At 70.6% G+C, this 17,593-nt stretch carries 11 protein-coding genes; 5 read left to right on the top strand and 6 right to left on the bottom strand.

The features are described 5' to 3' along the window. Positions 1–35: 35 nt before the first annotated feature. Positions 36–809, bottom strand: a complete 774-nt coding sequence (locus AOZ49_RS16115; RefSeq protein WP_054428725.1) for a hypothetical protein — start codon at positions 807–809, stop codon at positions 36–38. Positions 810–1,205: 396 nt separating this feature from the next. Between AOZ49_RS16115 and AOZ49_RS16110 the strand changes: the two genes are divergently transcribed. The 3 genes from AOZ49_RS16110 (at position 1,206) to AOZ49_RS16100 (ending at position 4,099) form a co-directional block, all read left to right on the top strand. Next, the gene (locus AOZ49_RS16110) at positions 1,206–1,856 is read left to right on the top strand and encodes a response regulator (protein ID WP_054428726.1); all 651 of its coding nucleotides are present in this window, start codon (positions 1,206–1,208) and stop codon (positions 1,854–1,856) included. Positions 1,857–1,887: 31 nt separating this feature from the next. Beyond that, positions 1,888–2,583, top strand: a complete 696-nt coding sequence (locus AOZ49_RS16105; protein WP_054429241.1) for a pentapeptide repeat-containing protein — start codon at positions 1,888–1,890, stop codon at positions 2,581–2,583. Between the two features lie 103 nt (positions 2,584–2,686). Beyond that, positions 2,687–4,099: a DUF2252 domain-containing protein gene (locus AOZ49_RS16100; protein ID WP_054476486.1), complete on the top strand. Its 1,413-nt coding sequence runs from the start codon at positions 2,687–2,689 to the stop codon at positions 4,097–4,099. A 13-nt stretch (positions 4,100–4,112) separates the two neighbouring features. Here the strand turns inward: AOZ49_RS16100 and AOZ49_RS16095 are convergent, their stop codons facing one another. Further along, positions 4,113–6,356, bottom strand: coding sequence for a phosphocholine-specific phospholipase C (locus AOZ49_RS16095; RefSeq protein ID WP_054476484.1), 2,244 nt, complete (start codon positions 6,354–6,356; stop codon positions 4,113–4,115). A 345-nt stretch (positions 6,357–6,701) separates the two neighbouring features. Next, positions 6,702–7,679: a helix-turn-helix domain-containing GNAT family N-acetyltransferase gene (locus AOZ49_RS16090; protein WP_054428729.1), complete on the bottom strand. Its 978-nt coding sequence runs from the start codon at positions 7,677–7,679 to the stop codon at positions 6,702–6,704. Between the two features lie 79 nt (positions 7,680–7,758). On the opposite strand from AOZ49_RS16090, the gene AOZ49_RS16085 reads away from it, so the two are divergent. Beyond that, positions 7,759–8,571: a metallophosphoesterase gene (locus tag AOZ49_RS16085; RefSeq protein WP_054476483.1), complete on the top strand. Its 813-nt coding sequence runs from the start codon at positions 7,759–7,761 to the stop codon at positions 8,569–8,571. Between the two features lie 19 nt (positions 8,572–8,590). On the opposite strand, the gene AOZ49_RS16080 is transcribed toward AOZ49_RS16085, so the two are convergent. The 3 genes from AOZ49_RS16080 to nirB are packed head-to-tail and all read right to left on the bottom strand — an operon-like array spanning position 8,591 to position 12,827. Beyond that, on the bottom strand, positions 8,591–9,859 hold the full coding sequence (locus AOZ49_RS16080; RefSeq protein ID WP_054476481.1) for a nitrate- and nitrite sensing domain-containing protein: 1,269 nt from the start codon (positions 9,857–9,859) through the stop codon (positions 8,591–8,593). A gap of 11 nt (positions 9,860–9,870) precedes the next feature. Next, entirely contained in the window at positions 9,871–10,275 is a 405-nt protein-coding gene (nirD, locus tag AOZ49_RS16075) for a nitrite reductase small subunit NirD (protein ID WP_054428732.1), read from the bottom strand. Further along, positions 10,275–12,827, bottom strand: coding sequence for a nitrite reductase large subunit NirB (nirB, locus tag AOZ49_RS16070; protein ID WP_054476480.1), 2,553 nt, complete (start codon positions 12,825–12,827; stop codon positions 10,275–10,277). The genes nirD and nirB overlap by 1 nt, the downstream gene beginning before the upstream one ends. Positions 12,828–13,236: 409 nt before the next feature. Between nirB and AOZ49_RS16065 the strand changes: the two genes are divergently transcribed. After that, positions 13,237–17,565, top strand: a complete 4,329-nt coding sequence (locus tag AOZ49_RS16065; protein WP_054476478.1) for a bifunctional nitrate reductase/sulfite reductase flavoprotein subunit alpha — start codon at positions 13,237–13,239, stop codon at positions 17,563–17,565. The last annotated feature ends 28 nt before the right edge of the window (positions 17,566–17,593 follow it).

Here is a 17,593-nt window from a genome sequence, read left to right as displayed (position 1 = left end):
CTCGCACGCGTACCCCTCCGTGCGGGGAGCGCTTCCTAGGGCGAGACGCAGGCGTTGAAACTGCGCCAGGCGGCGCCATCGGCCGCCAGCCAGACCGCCAGGCATTGTGCGCTGAGCGGCGCGGACAGCGTGGCGCCGCGAAACAGCAACCCGGGATGCGAACGCAGCCAGACGAAATCGTGGATGTCCGCGATGTCGTCGGCCACCACTTGCAGGTGGGTGTCGGCGAGACATGCCATCAAGGCGTTGAAGCGGCGTTGCAGCCCACGGTCGGCGCCGAGTCCGCGCGGGATTTTCAACACCAGGCCGGTCGCGCAAAGCTCGCCACAGGCCACCGGCTGGCCGCCGCAAGTAGCAGGCAGCAGCTGCGCGCGCAGGCCGGGACGGAATTCGGCGTAGCTGGCCACGGCCTGCGCCTGCGGCATCAGGCGCAGGATCAACGGCAACTGGAAGGTGAGACGCCGGGCCGCCAGGTGCGTCCTGTCACGGCGGGCGGCGGCGCCGAAGCAAAGCTGTTCGCGCGACAGGCCCAGGTCGAGATCGGTGCACAGGCGCTGCGCCAGGTCTGCGTCGCCCGGGGCGGTCAGCGCATGATCGAAAGACAGGTCGATGGGCGCGTCAGGCCGGGAAGCGAAAGCCGCCGCGGCCCGCAAGCGGGCACGCTGGGGCGCCAGATCGACGGCGCGCCAGGGCATGAAACTGTCGGCGACCGCGTACTCGTGCACCCGGCCTTGCGCGGTGAAGACCGGCTGGAACCGCAGGAACAGGGATTCTTCGGGCGGGAAGCAGGCGTGAGTGGCGTCACGCATGGCGGGACCGGACCACGGGCGCCGGCCAGAGGCGGCGCGTGGGGGAGAACATCATGGAACCTCATCGGGGCGCGGCCAGGCCGCAATGCCGGCCGTGTCGGACGGAAGACCAGCAGGGATGTGGACGATGGTGCCAAAGGCGGGGCAGCGATTGAACAGGAATATTCTCAATCGGCCGCGTGATCGCGCCTGGATGGATCCGAGCGGGCGCTGGCTGCCCAGGTGCGGCCGGCGCGCCCGTCCTGCTTGCATTTTTGAGATTCCTCCCACCGCCTGCGGCCGTCATGAACCCTAAAATTCTGTCCCCTCGTCCGGCTTCGGCGCCGCCGGCTCCGCCCGCGGCCGCCGATGCGGAATAATTCGTCGGTCCCTCCCGCCAACCCGACCGCGCCCCGCATGCAAAGACTCCGCATCGTCATCGCCGACGATCACCCCCTGGTCCTGATGGCCATGACCGAACTGCTGAAGCAGTACCTGGGCTTCGAGGTCGTCGCCGCGCTGGACTCGCCGACGGCGCTGGTCGAGCAGCTCGAGCGCGAGCTGCCGCAGGTGGTCATCACCGACTACGCCATGCCCGGCGACGACCTCTACGGCGACGGCATCCGCCTGGTCAAGTACCTGATCCGCCACTATCCCGGGGTCCGCGTGGTGGTGCTGACCATGGTGTCCAATCCCATGATCGTGTCGGCGCTGTACGACGCCGGCGTCGATGCGGTGGTCTTCAAGCACGACAGCCCGAACGAGATCGTCAGCGCCCTGCAGGCGCTGCAACGCGGCCGCAAATACTATCCGCCCGGCCTGACGCGGCGGCCGTCGCCAGCGGGGCGCGGCGCGCTCATCGGCGACCGCATCAACAGCCTTTCGCCCAAGGAGTTCGAGGTGCTGCGGCATTTCGTGCGCGGCGAGTCGATGATGCAGGTGGCCGGCAGCCTCAAGCGCAGCGTCAAGACCGTCAGCGGCCAGAAGATCTCGGCCATGCGCAAGCTGGACGTGCGCACCGACCAGGAACTGGTGGCGTTCTGCGTCGAGCACGGCATGTTCCAATGAGGGTTCGATGAACCCGATAGAGAAGATGGGCATGACGCGGCAATCCCCGGAAACCGTCATCGGCCAGGCGCTGGACCGCCAGGCGATGCAGGCGCTGATCGAGCGGGCCGACGGCCAGCCGCTGGCCTTCGACGACTGCGACTTCCAGGAAGCCGACTTCTCGCGCCTAGATCTGCGCGGCGCCCGCTTCACCGCCTGCGCCATCGCCGGCGCCTCGTTCCAGGGCGCGACGCTGGCCGACAGCGTCTGGCGGCGCTGCCGTGGCGGACAGGCCGTGTTCGCCTCGGCCGACGCCAGCGAGGCGCTATTCGAGCATTGCGACCTGAACAATGCCAACTGGCGCCGCGCGCGCCTGGCGAGCGCCCGCTTCCAGGGCTGCAAGCTGACCGGCGCCGACTTCGACGGCATCGCCTGCCTGGGCTGGACGCTGGAAGACTGCCTGCTGGTGGGCGCGCTGGTGCGCGGCATCTCGTTCCGCAAGTGTGCATTGCAGCAACTGGACTTCTCCGACGCCGACCTGACCGGCTGCGATCTGCGCGACACGGTGTTCCATGGCGGCAGCCTGCGCAACGCCACGCTCAAGAACGTGCGGTTCGAGGGCGCCGACCTGCGCGAGGCCGACCTGGGCGGCATCGACCTGTCCGCCGCCGCGCGGCTGGCCGGCGCGGCCATCTCCAAGACCCAGGCGGCGGCGCTGCTGGCCGAACTGCGCATCACCGTCATCTGACGGCGGCCGCGCCGTCCGCGCGGACGCCCGCAAGGCGCCCGGTCCCGCTACACTCCTGGCGACAGGCCGGTCATCGGCACCGGTCCGCGACCAGGGAACCGCCATGCTCGAAACAGACAGCATTCAAGCGCGCAGGTCCAACGGACAGAAGGCCCGGGAACGCGTCAAGCGTTCGGCCCACGCCGCCCTCGGCAATGTCGACCGGGACCCGATCCGGTTGCTGCGGATCAACAGCGCCGGGCGGGTGCAGGCCCTGATCCCGCTGCGCTACGGCCGCATGGCGGCCTCGCCCTTCACCTTCTTTCGCGGCGCCGCCATCCTGCAGGCGCACGACCTGGCCGGCACCCCGCATACCGGCATCTCCATCCCCATCTGCGGCGACGCCCACCTGCTCAACTTCGGCGGCTTCGCCACGCCCGAACGGCAGCTGCTGTTCGACCTGAACGACTTCGACGAAACCGCCACCGGCCCGTGGGAATGGGACGTCAAGCGGCTGACGGCGAGTCTGGCGGTGGCGGCGGCGCACATGGGCTATGGCCGCGGCGACAGCGCCGACATCGTCATGGCGGCCGCCAGCGAATACCAGCTGCGCATGAACGAGTACGCGCAGAACAGCACGCTCGACGTCTGGTACCAAGGCATCACCTTCGAGCGCATGCTGCAGGACGCGGAAACCCCCGAGGGCCGCCGGTTGATCGGCCGCGCCATGGAGAAGGCCGCCGGCCGCACCAACGAGAGCATGCTGCACAAGATGGCGTACCTGGACGGCGGCCACTGGCGCATCCGCGACGCGCCGCCGGCCATGTTCCACCCCAGCGGCCCGGTGACGCTGCTGGGCAAGGCCGAGCACTGGCCGGACACGCCGACCTGGAAGAAAAAGATGGCCAAGTGCTACGCCGGTTATCTCGACAGCCTGGCGCCGGACCGGCGCGAACTGCTCAAGCACTTCGCGGTGCAGGACGTGGTCTTCAAGGTGGTGGGCGTGGGCAGCGTGGGCACGGTCTGCCTGGTGATGCTGATGGTCGACAGCTGGGGCAATCCGCTGTTCCTGCAGGTCAAGGAAGCGCGCCAATCCGTGATCGCCCGCTATGCCCGCGACAAGGCGCCCGCGCATGACGGCTATCGCGTGGTGGCGGGCCAGCGGCTGCTGCAGGCGGCCAGCGACATCTTCCTGGGGTGGTCGACGGGGCCGCGCGGCAGGCACTATTACTTCCGCCAGTTGCGCGACATGAAAGTGTCGGCCGACGTCGAGAGCTTCAACCAGAAGATCCTGACCGGTTACGCCCGCATGTGCGGCCGCGCGCTGGCGCGGGCCCATGCCAAGGCCAGCGGGCACTCGGTGGAGCTGGCCGCGTACATGGGACGCGCGGGCCAATTCCCCGAGGCGCTGCTGGCGTATGCGCAGGGCTACGCGCGGCAGAACGAGAAGGACTACCGCCGCTTCCTCGAGGCCTGCCGCGCGGGCAAGCTGCCCATGCGCACCGACGAGGACATGGCGGCGGACTTCCGCGTCTGACCGCGCCCGGCCGTCAGGCGCCGGCCACGCCCATGGCCGGATCGCTCACCGTGTGCGCGCCGGTCTCGACGCGGCCGGCGAAGCGGCGGTAGAACGCCGGATCGCTGGAGCAGGTGACGGCGAAGTCATACCACTGCCCGCTGGCCGCCAGCCCCCAGTTGCGAGTGGCCTTGCCGCCGCCCGCCACGTCCAGCGTCACCGCCGCGTCCTGGCGGTACGCCTGCGGCGCGACCGTAAAGGTGCAGGCCTTGGCGCCGGTGTTGAGCAGCTCGGCGTAGACCTCGCCGTTGGCGATGTCGTAGCAGACCCGAATCTCGGGCAGCGCGCCGCTGTCGGCGATGCGGTTGGTGTCGCCCTTGAAATGGCGGTGGTAGCCGTTGGGGCCGAGCACCCACAGGTCGTACATGCCGAGGTTGTCCTGCAGCGCGTTCCAGGTGTCGGACAGGGTCTTGCCGGCCTCGACCGCATAGCGGCGCGGCAACCGGTCCAGGTGATAGCGGTCGTAGACATGGAACACCGCGCCCTGCGTGCCGGTGTTGGCGAACACCAGCTCCACCGTGCCGGCCGCGGCGCAGCGCGCGCTGGTGTGCAGTTCGTAGGGCAGCGCGCGCGACGGCCGCGTGCCGCTGGCCTGCAGCGGCAGCTGCATATCGGTGGGCAGCGGCATCTGCGGCAGGGCCTCCTGCGCGGTGCGCAACTGGTCGGCCGCGGCGCGCGTGGCGCGTCCGGCCAGCGTCGGCAGCGACTCGGTGTTGGGCGTCTTGAAGTTGAAGGCGCTGGTCAGGTCGCCGCAGACCGCGCGGCGGAACGGGCTGATGTTGGGCTCGGCCACGCCGAAGCGCGCTTCCAGGAAACGCAGCACCGAGGTGTGGTCGAACACCTGCGAGTTGACCCAGCCGCCGCGGCTCCAGGGCGAGATCACGTACATCGGCACGCGCGGGCCGGGACCGTAGACGCGGCCGTCCTTGGTCGCCGGCTGGGTCGTGCTGCCGGCGGGCGAGGCGTGCGTGAAGTACTCGGGCGTCAGGTCGGCATCGGCCAGCGTGGTCTTGCCGGCCGGGCTGCCGCCGGCGTCGCGCGACGGCGCGGACGGCGACGGCACGTGGTCGAAGTAGCCATCGTTCTCGTCGAAATTCACCAGCAGCACCGTCTTGCTCCAGACCTCGGGCACGGCGGTCAGCGCGTCCAGCACTTCCTGCAGGAACCAGGCGCCCTGCACCGGGCTCGACGGGCCGGGGTGTTCGCAGTAGATCGACGGCGCGTTCATCCAGGACACCTGCGGCAGCTTGCCGTCGCGGATGTCGCGCTTGAAGGCGTCCAGGTAGTTCTCGGGCGCGGCGCCCGGCAGCGTGTTGGCCACGCCCTTGTAGAGCGGATTGGCGGCATTGTCGGTGGCCGGGTCGTAGGCCTTGTACGGCAGCGCCTGACCGGTGTTGGCGTAGGGCACGCCCGGCTCGCCGCCGCTGGACACCGGAAAGCCGGAGCTCACGTTGGCCTGGCGGAACGCGCGGAACGCGCCCAGCATGTTGTCGCCCCATTCATCGGGCATGTTCTGGTACGAGATCCAGCTGACGCCGGCCTGCTCCAGCCGCTCGGCGTAGGTGGTCCAGGTGTAGCCCTTGTTGACGTTGGCCGGCAGGCCGTCGATCCAGTCCCACTCGTTGTTGACGAAAGCGGTGTTGGTGGGCACGGCGCCGTTGGTGCCGGTCAGGTGGAACGAGCGGTTGGCGTCGGTGCCGGTATGCATCGAACAGTGATAGGCGTCGCACAGCGTGAACGCGTTGGCCAGCGCGAACTGGAACGGGATCTCGCGTTCCTTGAAGTAGCCCATCGAGATGTCGTTCTTGTGCGTCGGCCATTGCGCCATGCGGCCGCCGTCCCAGGCTTTCTGGCTGTCGTCCCAGCTGTGCGGGGTGCCGGAGGCGCGCTGCGCGTTGTTGGTGGTGCCGTCGATGTGGAACGGCGTCAGCACGGCGCCGTTGGCGCGTTGCTGCTGCCAGACCTTGCGGCCGTTGGCGAGCGGAATCGGGAAGCGGTCGCCGAAGCCGCGCACGCCCTTGAGCGTGCCGAAGTAATGGTCGAACGAGCGGTTCTCCTGCATCAGGATGATGACGTGCTCGACGTCCTTGATGGTGCCGGTGGCGTTGTTGGCGGGGATGGCGAGCGCGCGGCGGATGCTGGGCGGAAAGGCGGCGAGCGCGGCGGCGGCGAAGCCCGCGCCCGTGGCGGTCTGGAGGAAATTGCGGCGGGAGGTCATCAGTTCTACTCGGGATCGTGGAGGTCGGCGCTACCGCCGCTTACGGGGCGCAACGCAGCTGCGGCGCGGTCGGTTGGGTGACCGGCGGCTGCGCGGGATCGTCGGAGGAATCGTCACCGCCACAGGCGGCGAGCGTGGCGGCCGCGAGCAGGACCGCGGCAAGGGTTCTTGCAAGACTCGTGGAGGGCATGGGGAGGTTCTTTGGAAAGAGGAGGACCGACCTTGCCGCGACCAGCCGGCAAGACCCCAGCGAGTCTAGGAATGCGACGTGACAGCGCCGTGAAAGGTGGCGTGCCGAAACGGGCCGCGGCGCGTGCGCGCGGCCTCAGTGTGTGTCCAGATGCGTCAGCGCGCGGGCCGGCTGAAGCGCTGCTCCACCACCACGCCGCCCCATTGCGTGCCCTCGGCTTCCTCGGTCAGCACGAAGCCTTCGGACTCGTACAGATGGCGCGCGGCGTCCAATCCCTTGAAGGTCCACAGATACGTTTCGTCAATATCGAGCGTGTCGACGAAGCGCATCGCGCGCGTCAGCAGCGCGCGGCCGACGCCGAGTCCGCGCAGCGATTCATCGACGATGAACCAGCGCAGATGCGCGGTGCGTTTTTCCAGGTCGCTGTCGATGGCGATGGAGGCCAGCGTGCGGTTGCCGTCGGCATAGCGCCACAGGTTCTTGCCCGGCGCCGGCAGCGACTCGGCGAAGGCCGCCAGGCCCGTCGCCACCAGGCGCTCGAACACCACGCCAAAGCCGGCGGCCTGCGCGTAGTAACGCGCATGCAATGCGGCCACGTCGCCGATACAGCCCGGCGCATAGCCTTCCTGGATCTGCAGCTCGATGGCGTCGCTGGCCTGGGCGGCGCGGGTGTTCGGATTCTCGCGTGCCAAGGCGTCGGCATAGAGCGACAGGTAGCGCACCAGGATCTCCTGGTCGGGCGGCGCCAGTTGCCTCAGGGCCCGCGACACCTGCTCGGTGGCGAACTGGTCAATGCGGTTGCGCAGGTCCAGGCCGGCCGGCGTCAGCGACAGGCGCGAGGCGCGCGCGTCGCCGCTGTCGGTCTCGCGCGCCACCAGGCCGGCCGCTTCCAGCTTGGCCACCTGGCGGCTGGTGTTGGATTTGTCCAGCCGCAGCACCAGCGCCAGGTCGCGCGCCTGGATGCCAGGCTGCAGGCCGATCTCGATGATGGCGTGCACCGCCGACGGCGCCAGCTCGCTGCCGGCCAGCGAAGGCCGCATGAAGCCGAGTTCGCGCACCAGCTTGCGCGAGAATTCCCGCAGGTCGCGGATGGTCTGTTCGCGGGATCGGGTGGGAAAGTCGATAAGATCCATGGTGGCGCGTCCTGAAGTTGCGGGTCGCAACCAATTTACTTGCGAATCGCAACCAACACAAGCCCCCCCCTGCTGCCTCATGAAAATCCAATTGCTGTCCGATCTGCACCTGGAATCCGACCCCACTTTCGTCGCGGACCCGACGCCGGGCGCGGACCTGCTGGTGCTGGCGGGCGACATCGGCTCGTACCAGCCGCGCTCGCGGCTGGCCACGGACGACTTCGGCCTGGGCCGCTATGCGCCGCGCCACGGCTGGCCGACGCCGGTGGTGTACGTGCCGGGCAACCACGAATACGACAACCTCGACTTCGACGAGACCCACGAGCGGCTGCGGACGCTGTGCGAGGCGCTGGGGATCCAGTGGCTCGAGCGCGAGACCCTGGTGATCGACGGCGTGCGGCTGGTGGGCACCACGCTGTGGAGCGACTTCGACGCGCTGGCCGCGCCGGGCGACACGCTGACGCAGGCGCTGGCCAAGCGCGGCAAGGCGTTCCGGGCCGCCGATTTCTACCTGGAAAAGGCGCAGATGCGGCGCCACGGCGCGCCCTTCATGGCCGAGCAGATGCGCGAGCAGGGCCTGGCCTGTCAGGCCTGGCTGGAAGCGGCGCTGCGCGCGCCGTTCGACGGCCCCACGGTCGCCATCACCCACTTCGCGCCGAGCCTGGCCAGCGCCGATCCGCGCTACGGCGTGACGCCGGGCACCGCCGGTTTCTGCAACGCGCTGGACCACCTGCTGCCGCTGGCCGACCTGTGGCTGCACGGCCACCTGCACTGCCCGCTGGACTACGTGAAGGACGGCTGCCGCGTGGTCGCCAATCCGCTGGGCTACGCCCGCAAGGGCGAGCAGGAGGGCTACCTGCCCGACGCGTTGTGGGACGTGCCGCGCGCGTAGGCTGGCATCGCGGCGGCGTTCAGCGCGCCGCGGTATCGAGTTCGGCCAGCACCTGCCGGGCGACCTCGTCGAGCGAACGCCGGCAGTCCATGGCCACCCGCTGCAATTGGTCGTGCGCAGCCTGCTCGCTCAGGCCGTGGCGGCTGACCAGCAGCCACTTGGCGCGCTCGACCCGCCGCCGTTCCTCCAGCGCGCCGCGCGCCAGCGCCAGCGCGTCGTCCGACTGCCGCAGGCGCTGCGCCTGATCGCGCATCAGGTCGAGGATGGACCGCTCCATGGCCTCGCCCACGCCGTCCTGCGGCGGCACGTCGAGAATGCGGCCCTGCAGCTGGAACAGCATCGCCGGCGCGTCGTCGCCGGCGCGGTCGGCGAAGCGGCTCAGCAGCAGCCGGTGGTTGTCGAGCTCGGCGCGGGTCTCGACGATGCGGCGATGGCATTGCAGCGTCAGGGCCTCGGCCAGCAGGCTTTCGACCGCGCGCATGGCGTCGATGCGCTCGGTGCACAGGCCGAACCACAGCTCGGCCAGGCCGGCGTCGACGCGTTCGGCCTCGGAGGTCCGCAACGCCATGTCGCGCAGCCGCAGCACCGGGCCGGCGCCCTGCTCCAGCCGCTCCCACGCGGCCAGCGCGTCCGCGCCGGCGTACTGCGCGAAGCTGTCGAAGCAGCGCTTCTGCAGATCCGCCAGCTCCAGCACGCGGGCCTTCTGCACTTCGGTGAAATAGCCGGCGGTGTAGCCCATGACGCCATAGGCGCGTTCCTGTCCGCACAGCTCCTTGCCCTGCATGAAATTGAGCAGCGCCACCAGCAGCCGCGTGACGCCCGCGTCGAGCGACGAGTCGGCGGCTTCGAACACCAGCGCGAACAGGCTTGCGATGAGCCGCGTGAAGACCGCGCCGGCCTCTTCCGCCGCCACGCGGCGGTCACGGATGGCGCGGCGCGTGCGCGGCAGCTCGTCCAGGCGGTACAGCGCGTAGGCGATGCAGTTGAGCAGCCGCGCCTTGCCGGCGCTGCGGGTGGCATCCGGTTCCAGCCGGTCGAGGAAGCGGCGCACTTCCTCCTCGACCGCGCAGGCGTCGGAGCTCAGGCCGGCCAGGGTCTGGCGCAGCGCGTCCTGGCCGCCGCACAGATACAGGTTGGACGAACCGCGCTCCTTCTGCAGCACGTGCACCAGCTTGCTGACCAGGGTGGCCAGCTCACAGGTGCTGGCCAACGCTTCGAGTCCGTGCAGCTCGCTGCGGCGGGCCGCCAGGAGGAAGCGCAGGGTCGAGGGCATGGCGTGCTGCGACATGGCGACGATCCTCAGGCTGCGGCGGGCGGCTGGACTTCCACCGCGTCGCCGTTGAAGCGCACCGGCCAGGCCCGCAGCGATTGCTCGGGATACTCGACACAGACGCCATCGCGCAGCCGGAAGTGCTGCTTGTACAGCGGCGAGGCCACCACCAGCTCGCCGGCCAGGTGGCCGACGATGCCGCGGCCGATCACGTTGGCGCCCGACTTCGGGTCGCGGTTGTCGATGGCGTAGAGCGTTTCGCCGGCCACCGCCGGCAAGTAGAACAGGGCCACCTGGCGGCCATCGACCAGCGCCACCACGCCGGAATCGGCGACCAGGTCGCGGCGGGTGCAGACAGGCTGCCACGCCTCGGCGCCGGGCCGGGCATTGAATGGCGCCTCCTGGCGCAGGGCGATCACGACATTCGAGCGCATCAGGCAAGCTCCTCGGCGATGGGAATCACGCGCGCGGCGGGCGCGGGCCGCGGCTGGCCGCGCTCCTGCACGAAGCGGATGTCCGGATCCGCGGCGGCGCTGTTGACGAAGGTGCGGAAACGCTTGAGCTTTTCCGGGTCGGACAGGGCGTTGGCCCATTCGCATTCATAGCGGTCCACCACCAGCTGCATCTGCGCCTCCAGTTCGGCGCCCAGTCCCAGGCTGTCGTCGATGACCACGGCCTTCAGGTAGTCCAGGCCGCCTTCCAGCGATTCGCGCCAGACCGAGGTGCGTTGCAGCTTGTCGGCGGTGCGGATGTAGAACATCAGCAGGCGGTCGATGTAGCGGATCAGCGTGGCATCGTCCAGGTCCTGGGCGAACAGTTCGGCGTGGCGCGGGCGCATGCCGCCGTTGCCGCACACGTACAGGTTCCAGCCGTTCTCGGTGGCGATGACGCCGATGTCCTTGCTCTGCGCCTCGGCGCATTCGCGGGTGCAGCCCGAGACCGCGAACTTGAGCTTGTGCGGCGCGCGCAGGCCCTTGTAGCGGTCTTCGATGCGCAGCGCCATGGCGACGCTGTCCTGCACGCCGTAGCGGCACCAGGTGCTGCCGACGCAGGACTTCACGGTGCGGGTGGACTTGCCGTAGGCGTGGCCGGTCTCGAAGCCGGCGGCGATCAGCTCGGCCCAGATGTCGGGCAACTCGTGCAGTTGCGCGCCGAACAGGTCGATGCGCTGGCCGCCGGTGATCTTGGTGTAGAGCTGGTACTTCTTGGCCACGGCGCCGATCGCGATCAGGCCGTCGGGCGTGACCTCGCCGCCCGGGATGCGCGGCACCACCGAATAGGTGCCGTTCTTCTGCATGTTGGCCATGAAGGTGTCGTTGGTGTCCTGCAGCGGCACCCGATTCGGATCCTGGATCGGGCGGTTCCAGCACGACGCCAGGATCGACGCCACCGTCGGCTTGCAGAGATCGCAGCCGACGTGGCCGCGGCCGTGGCGCGCCAGCAGTTCCTCGAACGATTCGATGCCCTGCACCCGGACGATCGAATAGAGCTCCTGGCGGGTGTAGGGAAAGTGCTCGCACAGGCTCTTGTCCACCGCGACGCCGCGGCTCGCCAGTTCGTGTTCCACCACCTGCTTGAGCAGGGCCGCGCAGCCGCCGCAGCCGGTGGCGGCCTTGGTGCAGGCCTTGACGCCGCCGACGTCGGTGCAGCCGCCGTCGAGCGCGTCGCAGATGGCGGCCTTGCTGACGTTGTGGCACGAACAGATGGTGGCGGTGGCCGGCAGCGCGCCGGCGCCCAGCGCGGGCGCGGCCTGGCCGGCGGGCAGGATCAGGCTGGCCGGGTCGGCCGGCGGCGCGATGCCGTTCTGCGCGTATTGCAGCAGCGTGTCGTAGTAGCTGTTGTCGCCCACCAGCACCGCGCCCAGGACGCGCTTGCCGTCGGCCGACACCACCAGGCGGCGGTACGAGGCGCCCGCCTCGTCGATGTAGCGGTAGCTGCGCGCGCCGGGCGTGGCGCCATGGGCATCGCCGATCGAACCGACGTCCACGCCCAGCAGCTTGAGCTTGGTCGACATGTCGGCGCCGGCGAACGGCGCGCTGTCGTCGCCACAGAGCTCGGCGGCGGCCACGCGCGCCATCTGGTAGCCGGGCGCCACCAGGCCGAAGATGGCGCCGTCGAACGCGGCGCATTCGCCGATCGCGTAGATCGACGCATCGCTGCTGCGGCAATAGCCGTCGACGGCCACGCCGCCGCGCTCGGCCACCGTCAGTCCGGCCTGGCGCGCCAGGCCGTCGCGCGGCCGGATGCCGGCCGAGAACACGATCAGGTCGGTCTCCAGCGGCGCGCCCTCGGCAAAACGCATGCGGTAGCGGTACTGCGTGCCATCCTTGATTTCCTGCGTGGCGCGCGACAGGTGCACGCCCACGCCCAGCGCCTCGATGCGCGCCTTGAGCGCGCCGCCGCCGGCCTCGTCCAGCTGCACCGGCATCAGGCGCGGCGCGAACTCGACCACGTGCGCCTCCAGCCCGAGCGACTTGAGCGCATTGGCCGCCTCCAGGCCCAGCAGGCCGCCGCCCACCACCACGCCGCGCCGGGCGCCGTCGGCCGCCGCGCGGATCTGGTCCAGGTCATCGAGCGTGCGGTACACCAGGCGCGAGGCCCCTTCGGCGCCGGCGATCGGCGGCACGAAGGGATAGGAGCCGGTGGCCAGCACCAGCTTGTCGTAGTCATGGCTGCCGGCGGCCGTCACCACCTGTCGCGCGTGGCGGTCGATGCGCAGCACCGGCTCGCCCAGCCGCAGCGACAGGCCTGGCCGCTCATAGAACGCGGCGTCGCTCATGGCCATCGATTCGGCATCGCGGCCGCCGATGTATTCGGACAGGTGCACGCGATCGTAGGCGCGCCGGGTCTCTTCGCCGAACACCAGGATGCGATAGCGCGCCAGCGCGCCGCGCTCGATCAGTTGCTCGACGCAGTGATGGCCGACCATGCCGTTGCCGATGACGATCAGGGTCTGCATGGGAGTCGTGGAGGTCGCTGTGCTCATGGGGCTGTCCAGGCTGGGCCGTTCGGTTTTCAAAAGACAAACGGCGCCCGGGACTGGTGGGTCCGGGCGCCGTTGCCTGCAAAGCTTGCGTTGTCTGGCCGGACACGGGCCCGGTATGGCAATCAAAGCAATAAGCGTGCCATCGCGATGCCGCCCGCGCGGCGGCCCGCCACCCACGCCGCCGCGCACCCAAACGGGTCGGCGGCGCACCACGGCGGTGCAGCCACGCACCACCGCGCGCGCCGCCGGTCCGCGTGCGGCGCGGTCCACCGGCGGCGGCCGATTGGCATGGAACTTGCATCGACAGGGTATCGACCCGGCCACGCCGGGAGCCAACCAGGGCAATGGCGCCCTGCCCGCCCGGCCGCTGGCCGCGCAGGCAGGGCGCTTTCTTTTTTGGGAACCGAGCATGAGCGGCAGCCAGCGCACCGTGGACACCGTCTGCCCCTACTGCGGCGTGGGCTGCGGCATGACCCTGCACGTGGAACGGGAGCAGGTGGTGAAGATCACCGGCAACCGCGAGCATCCCAGCAACTTCGGCCGTCTCTGCACCAAGGGGTCGTCGGCCCACCTTGCCCTGCGCCAGTCGGGCAGGCTGGAGCACGCCTACGTGCGCGACCGGCGCGGCCAGGACCTGGCGCCGCGGCCGATGGCGGACACCCTGCGCGACACCGCCAGGCGGCTGCGCGCCATCATCGACGCGCACGGCCCCGACGCGGTATCGCTGTACGTATCGGGACAGATGTCGATCGAGGCCCAGTACCTGGCCAACAAGCTGGCCAAGGGCTTCATCGGCACCAACAACATCGAATCGAATTCGCGCCTGTGCATGGCCAGCGCCGGCAGCGGCTACAAGCTGTCGCTGGGCGCCGACGGCCCGCCCGGCTCGTACCAGGACATCGACCGCGCCGACCTGTTCCTGGTGATCGGCGCCAACATGGCCGACTGCCATCCGATCCTGTACCTGCGCATGATGGACCGGGTCAAGGCCGGCGCCCGCCTGATCGTGGTCGATCCGCGCCGCACCACCACCGCCGAGAAGGCGCATCTGCACCTGGCGATCAAGCCGGGCACCGACCTGGCGCTGCTCAACGGCCTGCTGCATCTGCTGCATGGGGCCGGCAAGACCGACGCGGCCTTCATCGCCGCGCACACCGACGGCTGGGAGGCCATGCCGGACTTGCTGCGCGACTACGCGCCCGAGCGGGTCGAGGCGCTGACCGGCATTGCCGCCGCGCAACTGCGCCAGGCCGCCGACTGGATCGGCGCGGCGCCAGAATGGATGAGCTGCTGGACCATGGGGCTGAACCAGAGCACCCACGGCACCTGGAACACCAACGCGCTGTGCAACCTGCACCTGGCCACCGGCCGCATCTGCCGGCCGGGCAGCGGGCCGTTCTCGCTGACCGGCCAGCCCAACGCGATGGGCGGACGCGAGATGGGCTACATGGGCCCCGGCCTGCCGGGCCAGCGCAGCGTGCTGTCGGCCGCCGACCGCGCCTTTGTCGAAGCGCGCTGGGGCGTGCCCGCCGGCACGCTGCATACGCGGCTGGGGCAAGGCACCATCGACCTGTTCCAGCGCATGGCGGCGGGCGAGGTCAAGGCCTGCTGGATCATCTGCACCAACCCGGTGGCCAGCGTCGCCAACCGCGCCAACGTGGTGGCCGGGCTGCGCGCGGCGGAACTGGTGATCGCGCAGGACGCCTACCTGGACACCGAGACCAACCGCTACGCCGACATCCTGCTGCCCGGCGCGCTGTGGGCCGAGGCCGACGGCGTGATGATCAATTCCGAACGCACCCTGACGTTGATGCCGCGGGCCGTGCCGCCCCCCGGCGACGCGCTGCCCGACTGGCGCATCATCGCCGGCGTGGCCTGCGAGATGGGCTACGGCCACGCGTTCCAGTACGCCAGCGCGGCCGAGGTGTTCGAGGAGATCGCCGGTTTTTCCAACCCCGCCACCGGCTACGACCTGCGCGGCGCCAGCCATGCGCGATTGCGCGAGACGCCGCTGCAATGGCCCTGTGCGCGCGCCGACGGCCCCGAGCGCAATCCGATCCGCTATCTCAACGACGGCGTCAGCCAGCCGTGGCGCGAAGAGGACGATGGCGCGCGGCCGCGCCTGGCATTCGCCACCGCCAACGGCCGCGCGCAGTTCCACGCGCGGCCGCACGCCGATCCGGCCGAGCTGCCCGACGCCGACTATCCCATGGTGCTCAACACCGGGCGGCTGCAGCACCAATGGCACACGCTGACCAAGACCGGCAAGGTGCCGATGCTGAACAAACTCAACCCCGCGCCGTTCGTGGAGATCCACCCCGATGACGCGACAGCGCTCGGCATCGCTGCCGGCGACAACGTTGAGATCCGTTCGCGCCGCGGCCGCGCGGTGCTGCCCGCCGTCGTCACCGACCGGGTGCGGCCCGGCAACTGCTTCGCCCCCATGCACTGGAACGACGTGTATGGCGACGATCTGTGCATCAACGCCGTCACCAGCGACGCCATCGATCCGGTGTCGCAGCAGCCCGAGCTGAAGTTCTGCGCGGTGGCGCTGTGCCGCGTCGCGGCGCCTGCCGGCAGGGCGACGCGCGCCGTAGCGCCGGCCACGTTGGCCATGACGGAAATGGCGGCCGACAATGTTGCCGGCCTGGCCGCGGCACACGCGGCCCCGGCGTTGACAGCGGCCGGGAACCTGGAGACCGGCCCGGCCCTGCAGCCCGTCGCCGTGTCGGCCAGCGGCGCCGCCCCCGCCGAGGCCATGGCCGCGCTACTCGGCCTGACGAGCGGCGCGGAACCGCCCGCGCTGGATGCGCGCCAGCGCCACTACCTGTCGGGTTTTCTCAACGGCTTGCGGCAGGCCGGCGGCGCTCCCGGCATTCCGGAGCTGCCCGTCCACGCGCCTTTCGACGAAGCCACCCGCCTGTGGCTCAACGGCCTGCTGCATGGCCTGTACAGCCGCGTGCCGCAGCCGTTGGCGCCTGCGACCACGCCTGCCACCGACGCGGCGGAGGCCACCGTCCGCATCATCGGCCCGCGCCCGCGCGTGACGCTGCTATGGGCCTCGCAGACCGGCAATGCCGAATCGCTGGTGGAACGCAGCGCCACCGCGCTGGCCGCGGCCGGTTTCGAGCTGCGCACCGCCTGCATGGCGGACTGCACGCTCGACGCCCTGGCGCGCGCCCAGCACCTGTTGCTGATCACTAGCACCTTCGGCGACGGCGACGCGCCGGACAACGGCCAGGACCTGTGGCGCGCGCTGTCGGCCGCCGACGCGCCGCGGCTGGCGTCGCTGCGCTATGCGGTGCTGGCGCTGGGCGACAGCAACTATGACGCCTTCTGCCGCCACGGCCGCCGGCTCGACCAGCGGCTGGCGCAGCTGGGCGCGCGGCCCTTGCTGGCGCGGGTCGATTGCGACACCGACTACGAGGCGCCGGCCGACGCCTGGCTGGAAAGCGCCATCGCCGGCATCCATGCGGCCGACGCCGAACAGCATGGCCATGCGGCCGGCGGCCTGATGCCTGACGACATCGCGGCGGCGCTGACTGCCGACGCCCCGTCCGGCAGGGCGGCCCCCGCCGCGCCGCCCGAACCTGCCGCCCCGCCCATCGGCGCGCGCCCGGCGCCGCCCTCCCGGACGCGCCCGGCGCCCGCGCGCCTGATCGGCAACCAGCGGCTGAACGCCAGCGGCGACAAGGACACGCGCGCGCTGACGCTGGACATCGCCGGCACCGGGTTGGACTACCAGGCCGGCGACGCGCTGGGCGTCTGGCCGGTGAACTGCCCCGAGCTGGTGGAGGAACTGCTGGCGCAGGCCGGCCTGTCAGGCGACGCGGTGGCCAGCGTGCCGGGCGTCGGCGACATGCCGCTGGCCCGGGCGCTGTCCGCGCATTACGAAATCGCGCGCCCCGCGCCGGCCACGCTGGCGCTGATCGCGGAACACACCCGCGATCCCGGCCTGCGGCAATTGCTGGCCGAGGAACGCCGCGCGGACCTGCGGCAATGGCTGTGGGGCAAGCAGCTGGCCGACGTGCTGCACGCGTTTCCGGCGGCGCTGCCGGCGCAGGCGTGGCTGGGCGCGCTCAAGCGCCTGCAACCGCGTCTGTACTCCATCGCCTCCAGCCCCAAGGCGCATCCCGGCCAGGTTCACCTGACGGTGTCCGCGGTGCGCTACGACAACGGCCGGCGCCAGCGCAAGGGCGTCTCATCGACCTTCCTGGCCGACCGCGCGAGCGACGCCGACGTGCCGGTCTTCGTGCAGGAGGCCAGCCACTTCCGGCCGCCACGGCAGGGCGACACGCCGATGATCATGGTCGGCCCCGGCACCGGCGTGGCGCCGTTCCGCGCCTTCCTGCAAGAGCGGCGGGCGCGCGGCGATGGCGGCCGCAACTGGCTGTTCTTCGGCGAGCGGCACGCGGCCAGCGATTTCTACTATCGCGACGAACTGCAGGCGCTGCGCGACGACGGCCTGCTGACGCGGCTGGACCTGGCGTTCTCGCGCGACCAGGCCGCCAAGATCTACGTGCAGGACCGCATGCGCGAGCACGGCGCGCGGCTCTGGGCGTGGCTGCAGGAGGGCGCCCATTTCTATGTCTGCGGCGATGCAGGACAGATGGCCCGCGACGTAGACGCCATGCTCAGGCAGGTGGTGCGGGAACACGGCGGCATGGATGCCGACGCGGCGGCGGCCTACGTGGCGCGCATGACCGCGGACAAGCGCTATGTGCGCGATGTGTATTGAAGCGAAGCGGCGCGGCGCGCGGCCGCAA

It is taken from the genome of Achromobacter sp. 2789STDY5608615 (assembly GCF_001298995.1).
GTDB classification, from domain to species: Bacteria; Pseudomonadota; Gammaproteobacteria; order Burkholderiales; family Burkholderiaceae_B; genus Achromobacter; species Achromobacter insuavis.
The sequence above is the reverse complement of the archived record's forward strand: the minus strand, read 5'-3'. Positions and strand labels throughout refer to the sequence as shown.

Excerpts from the sequence above, each read along its gene's own strand:
- nirD (WP_054428732.1), bottom strand. The coding sequence starts at position 10,275 with ATGCGCTCGAATGTCGTGATCGCCCTGCGCCAGGAGGCGCCATTCAAT.
- AOZ49_RS16090 (WP_054428729.1), bottom strand. The coding sequence starts at position 7,679 with ATGGATCTTATCGACTTTCCCACCCGATCCCGCGAACAGACCATCCGC.
- AOZ49_RS16080 (WP_054476481.1), bottom strand. The coding sequence starts at position 9,859 with ATGTCGCAGCACGCCATGCCCTCGACCCTGCGCTTCCTCCTGGCGGCC.
- AOZ49_RS16095 (WP_054476484.1), bottom strand. The coding sequence starts at position 6,356 with ATGACCTCCCGCCGCAATTTCCTCCAGACCGCCACGGGCGCGGGCTTC.
- AOZ49_RS16110 (WP_054428726.1), top strand. The coding sequence starts at position 1,206 with ATGCAAAGACTCCGCATCGTCATCGCCGACGATCACCCCCTGGTCCTG.
- AOZ49_RS16085 (WP_054476483.1), top strand. The coding sequence starts at position 7,759 with ATGAAAATCCAATTGCTGTCCGATCTGCACCTGGAATCCGACCCCACT.
- AOZ49_RS16100 (WP_054476486.1), top strand. The coding sequence starts at position 2,687 with ATGCTCGAAACAGACAGCATTCAAGCGCGCAGGTCCAACGGACAGAAG.
- AOZ49_RS16115 (WP_054428725.1), bottom strand. The coding sequence starts at position 809 with ATGCGTGACGCCACTCACGCCTGCTTCCCGCCCGAAGAATCCCTGTTC.
- AOZ49_RS16065 (WP_054476478.1), top strand. The coding sequence starts at position 13,237 with ATGAGCGGCAGCCAGCGCACCGTGGACACCGTCTGCCCCTACTGCGGC.
- AOZ49_RS16105 (WP_054429241.1), top strand. The coding sequence starts at position 1,888 with ATGACGCGGCAATCCCCGGAAACCGTCATCGGCCAGGCGCTGGACCGC.
- nirB (WP_054476480.1), bottom strand. The coding sequence starts at position 12,827 with ATGAGCACAGCGACCTCCACGACTCCCATGCAGACCCTGATCGTCATC.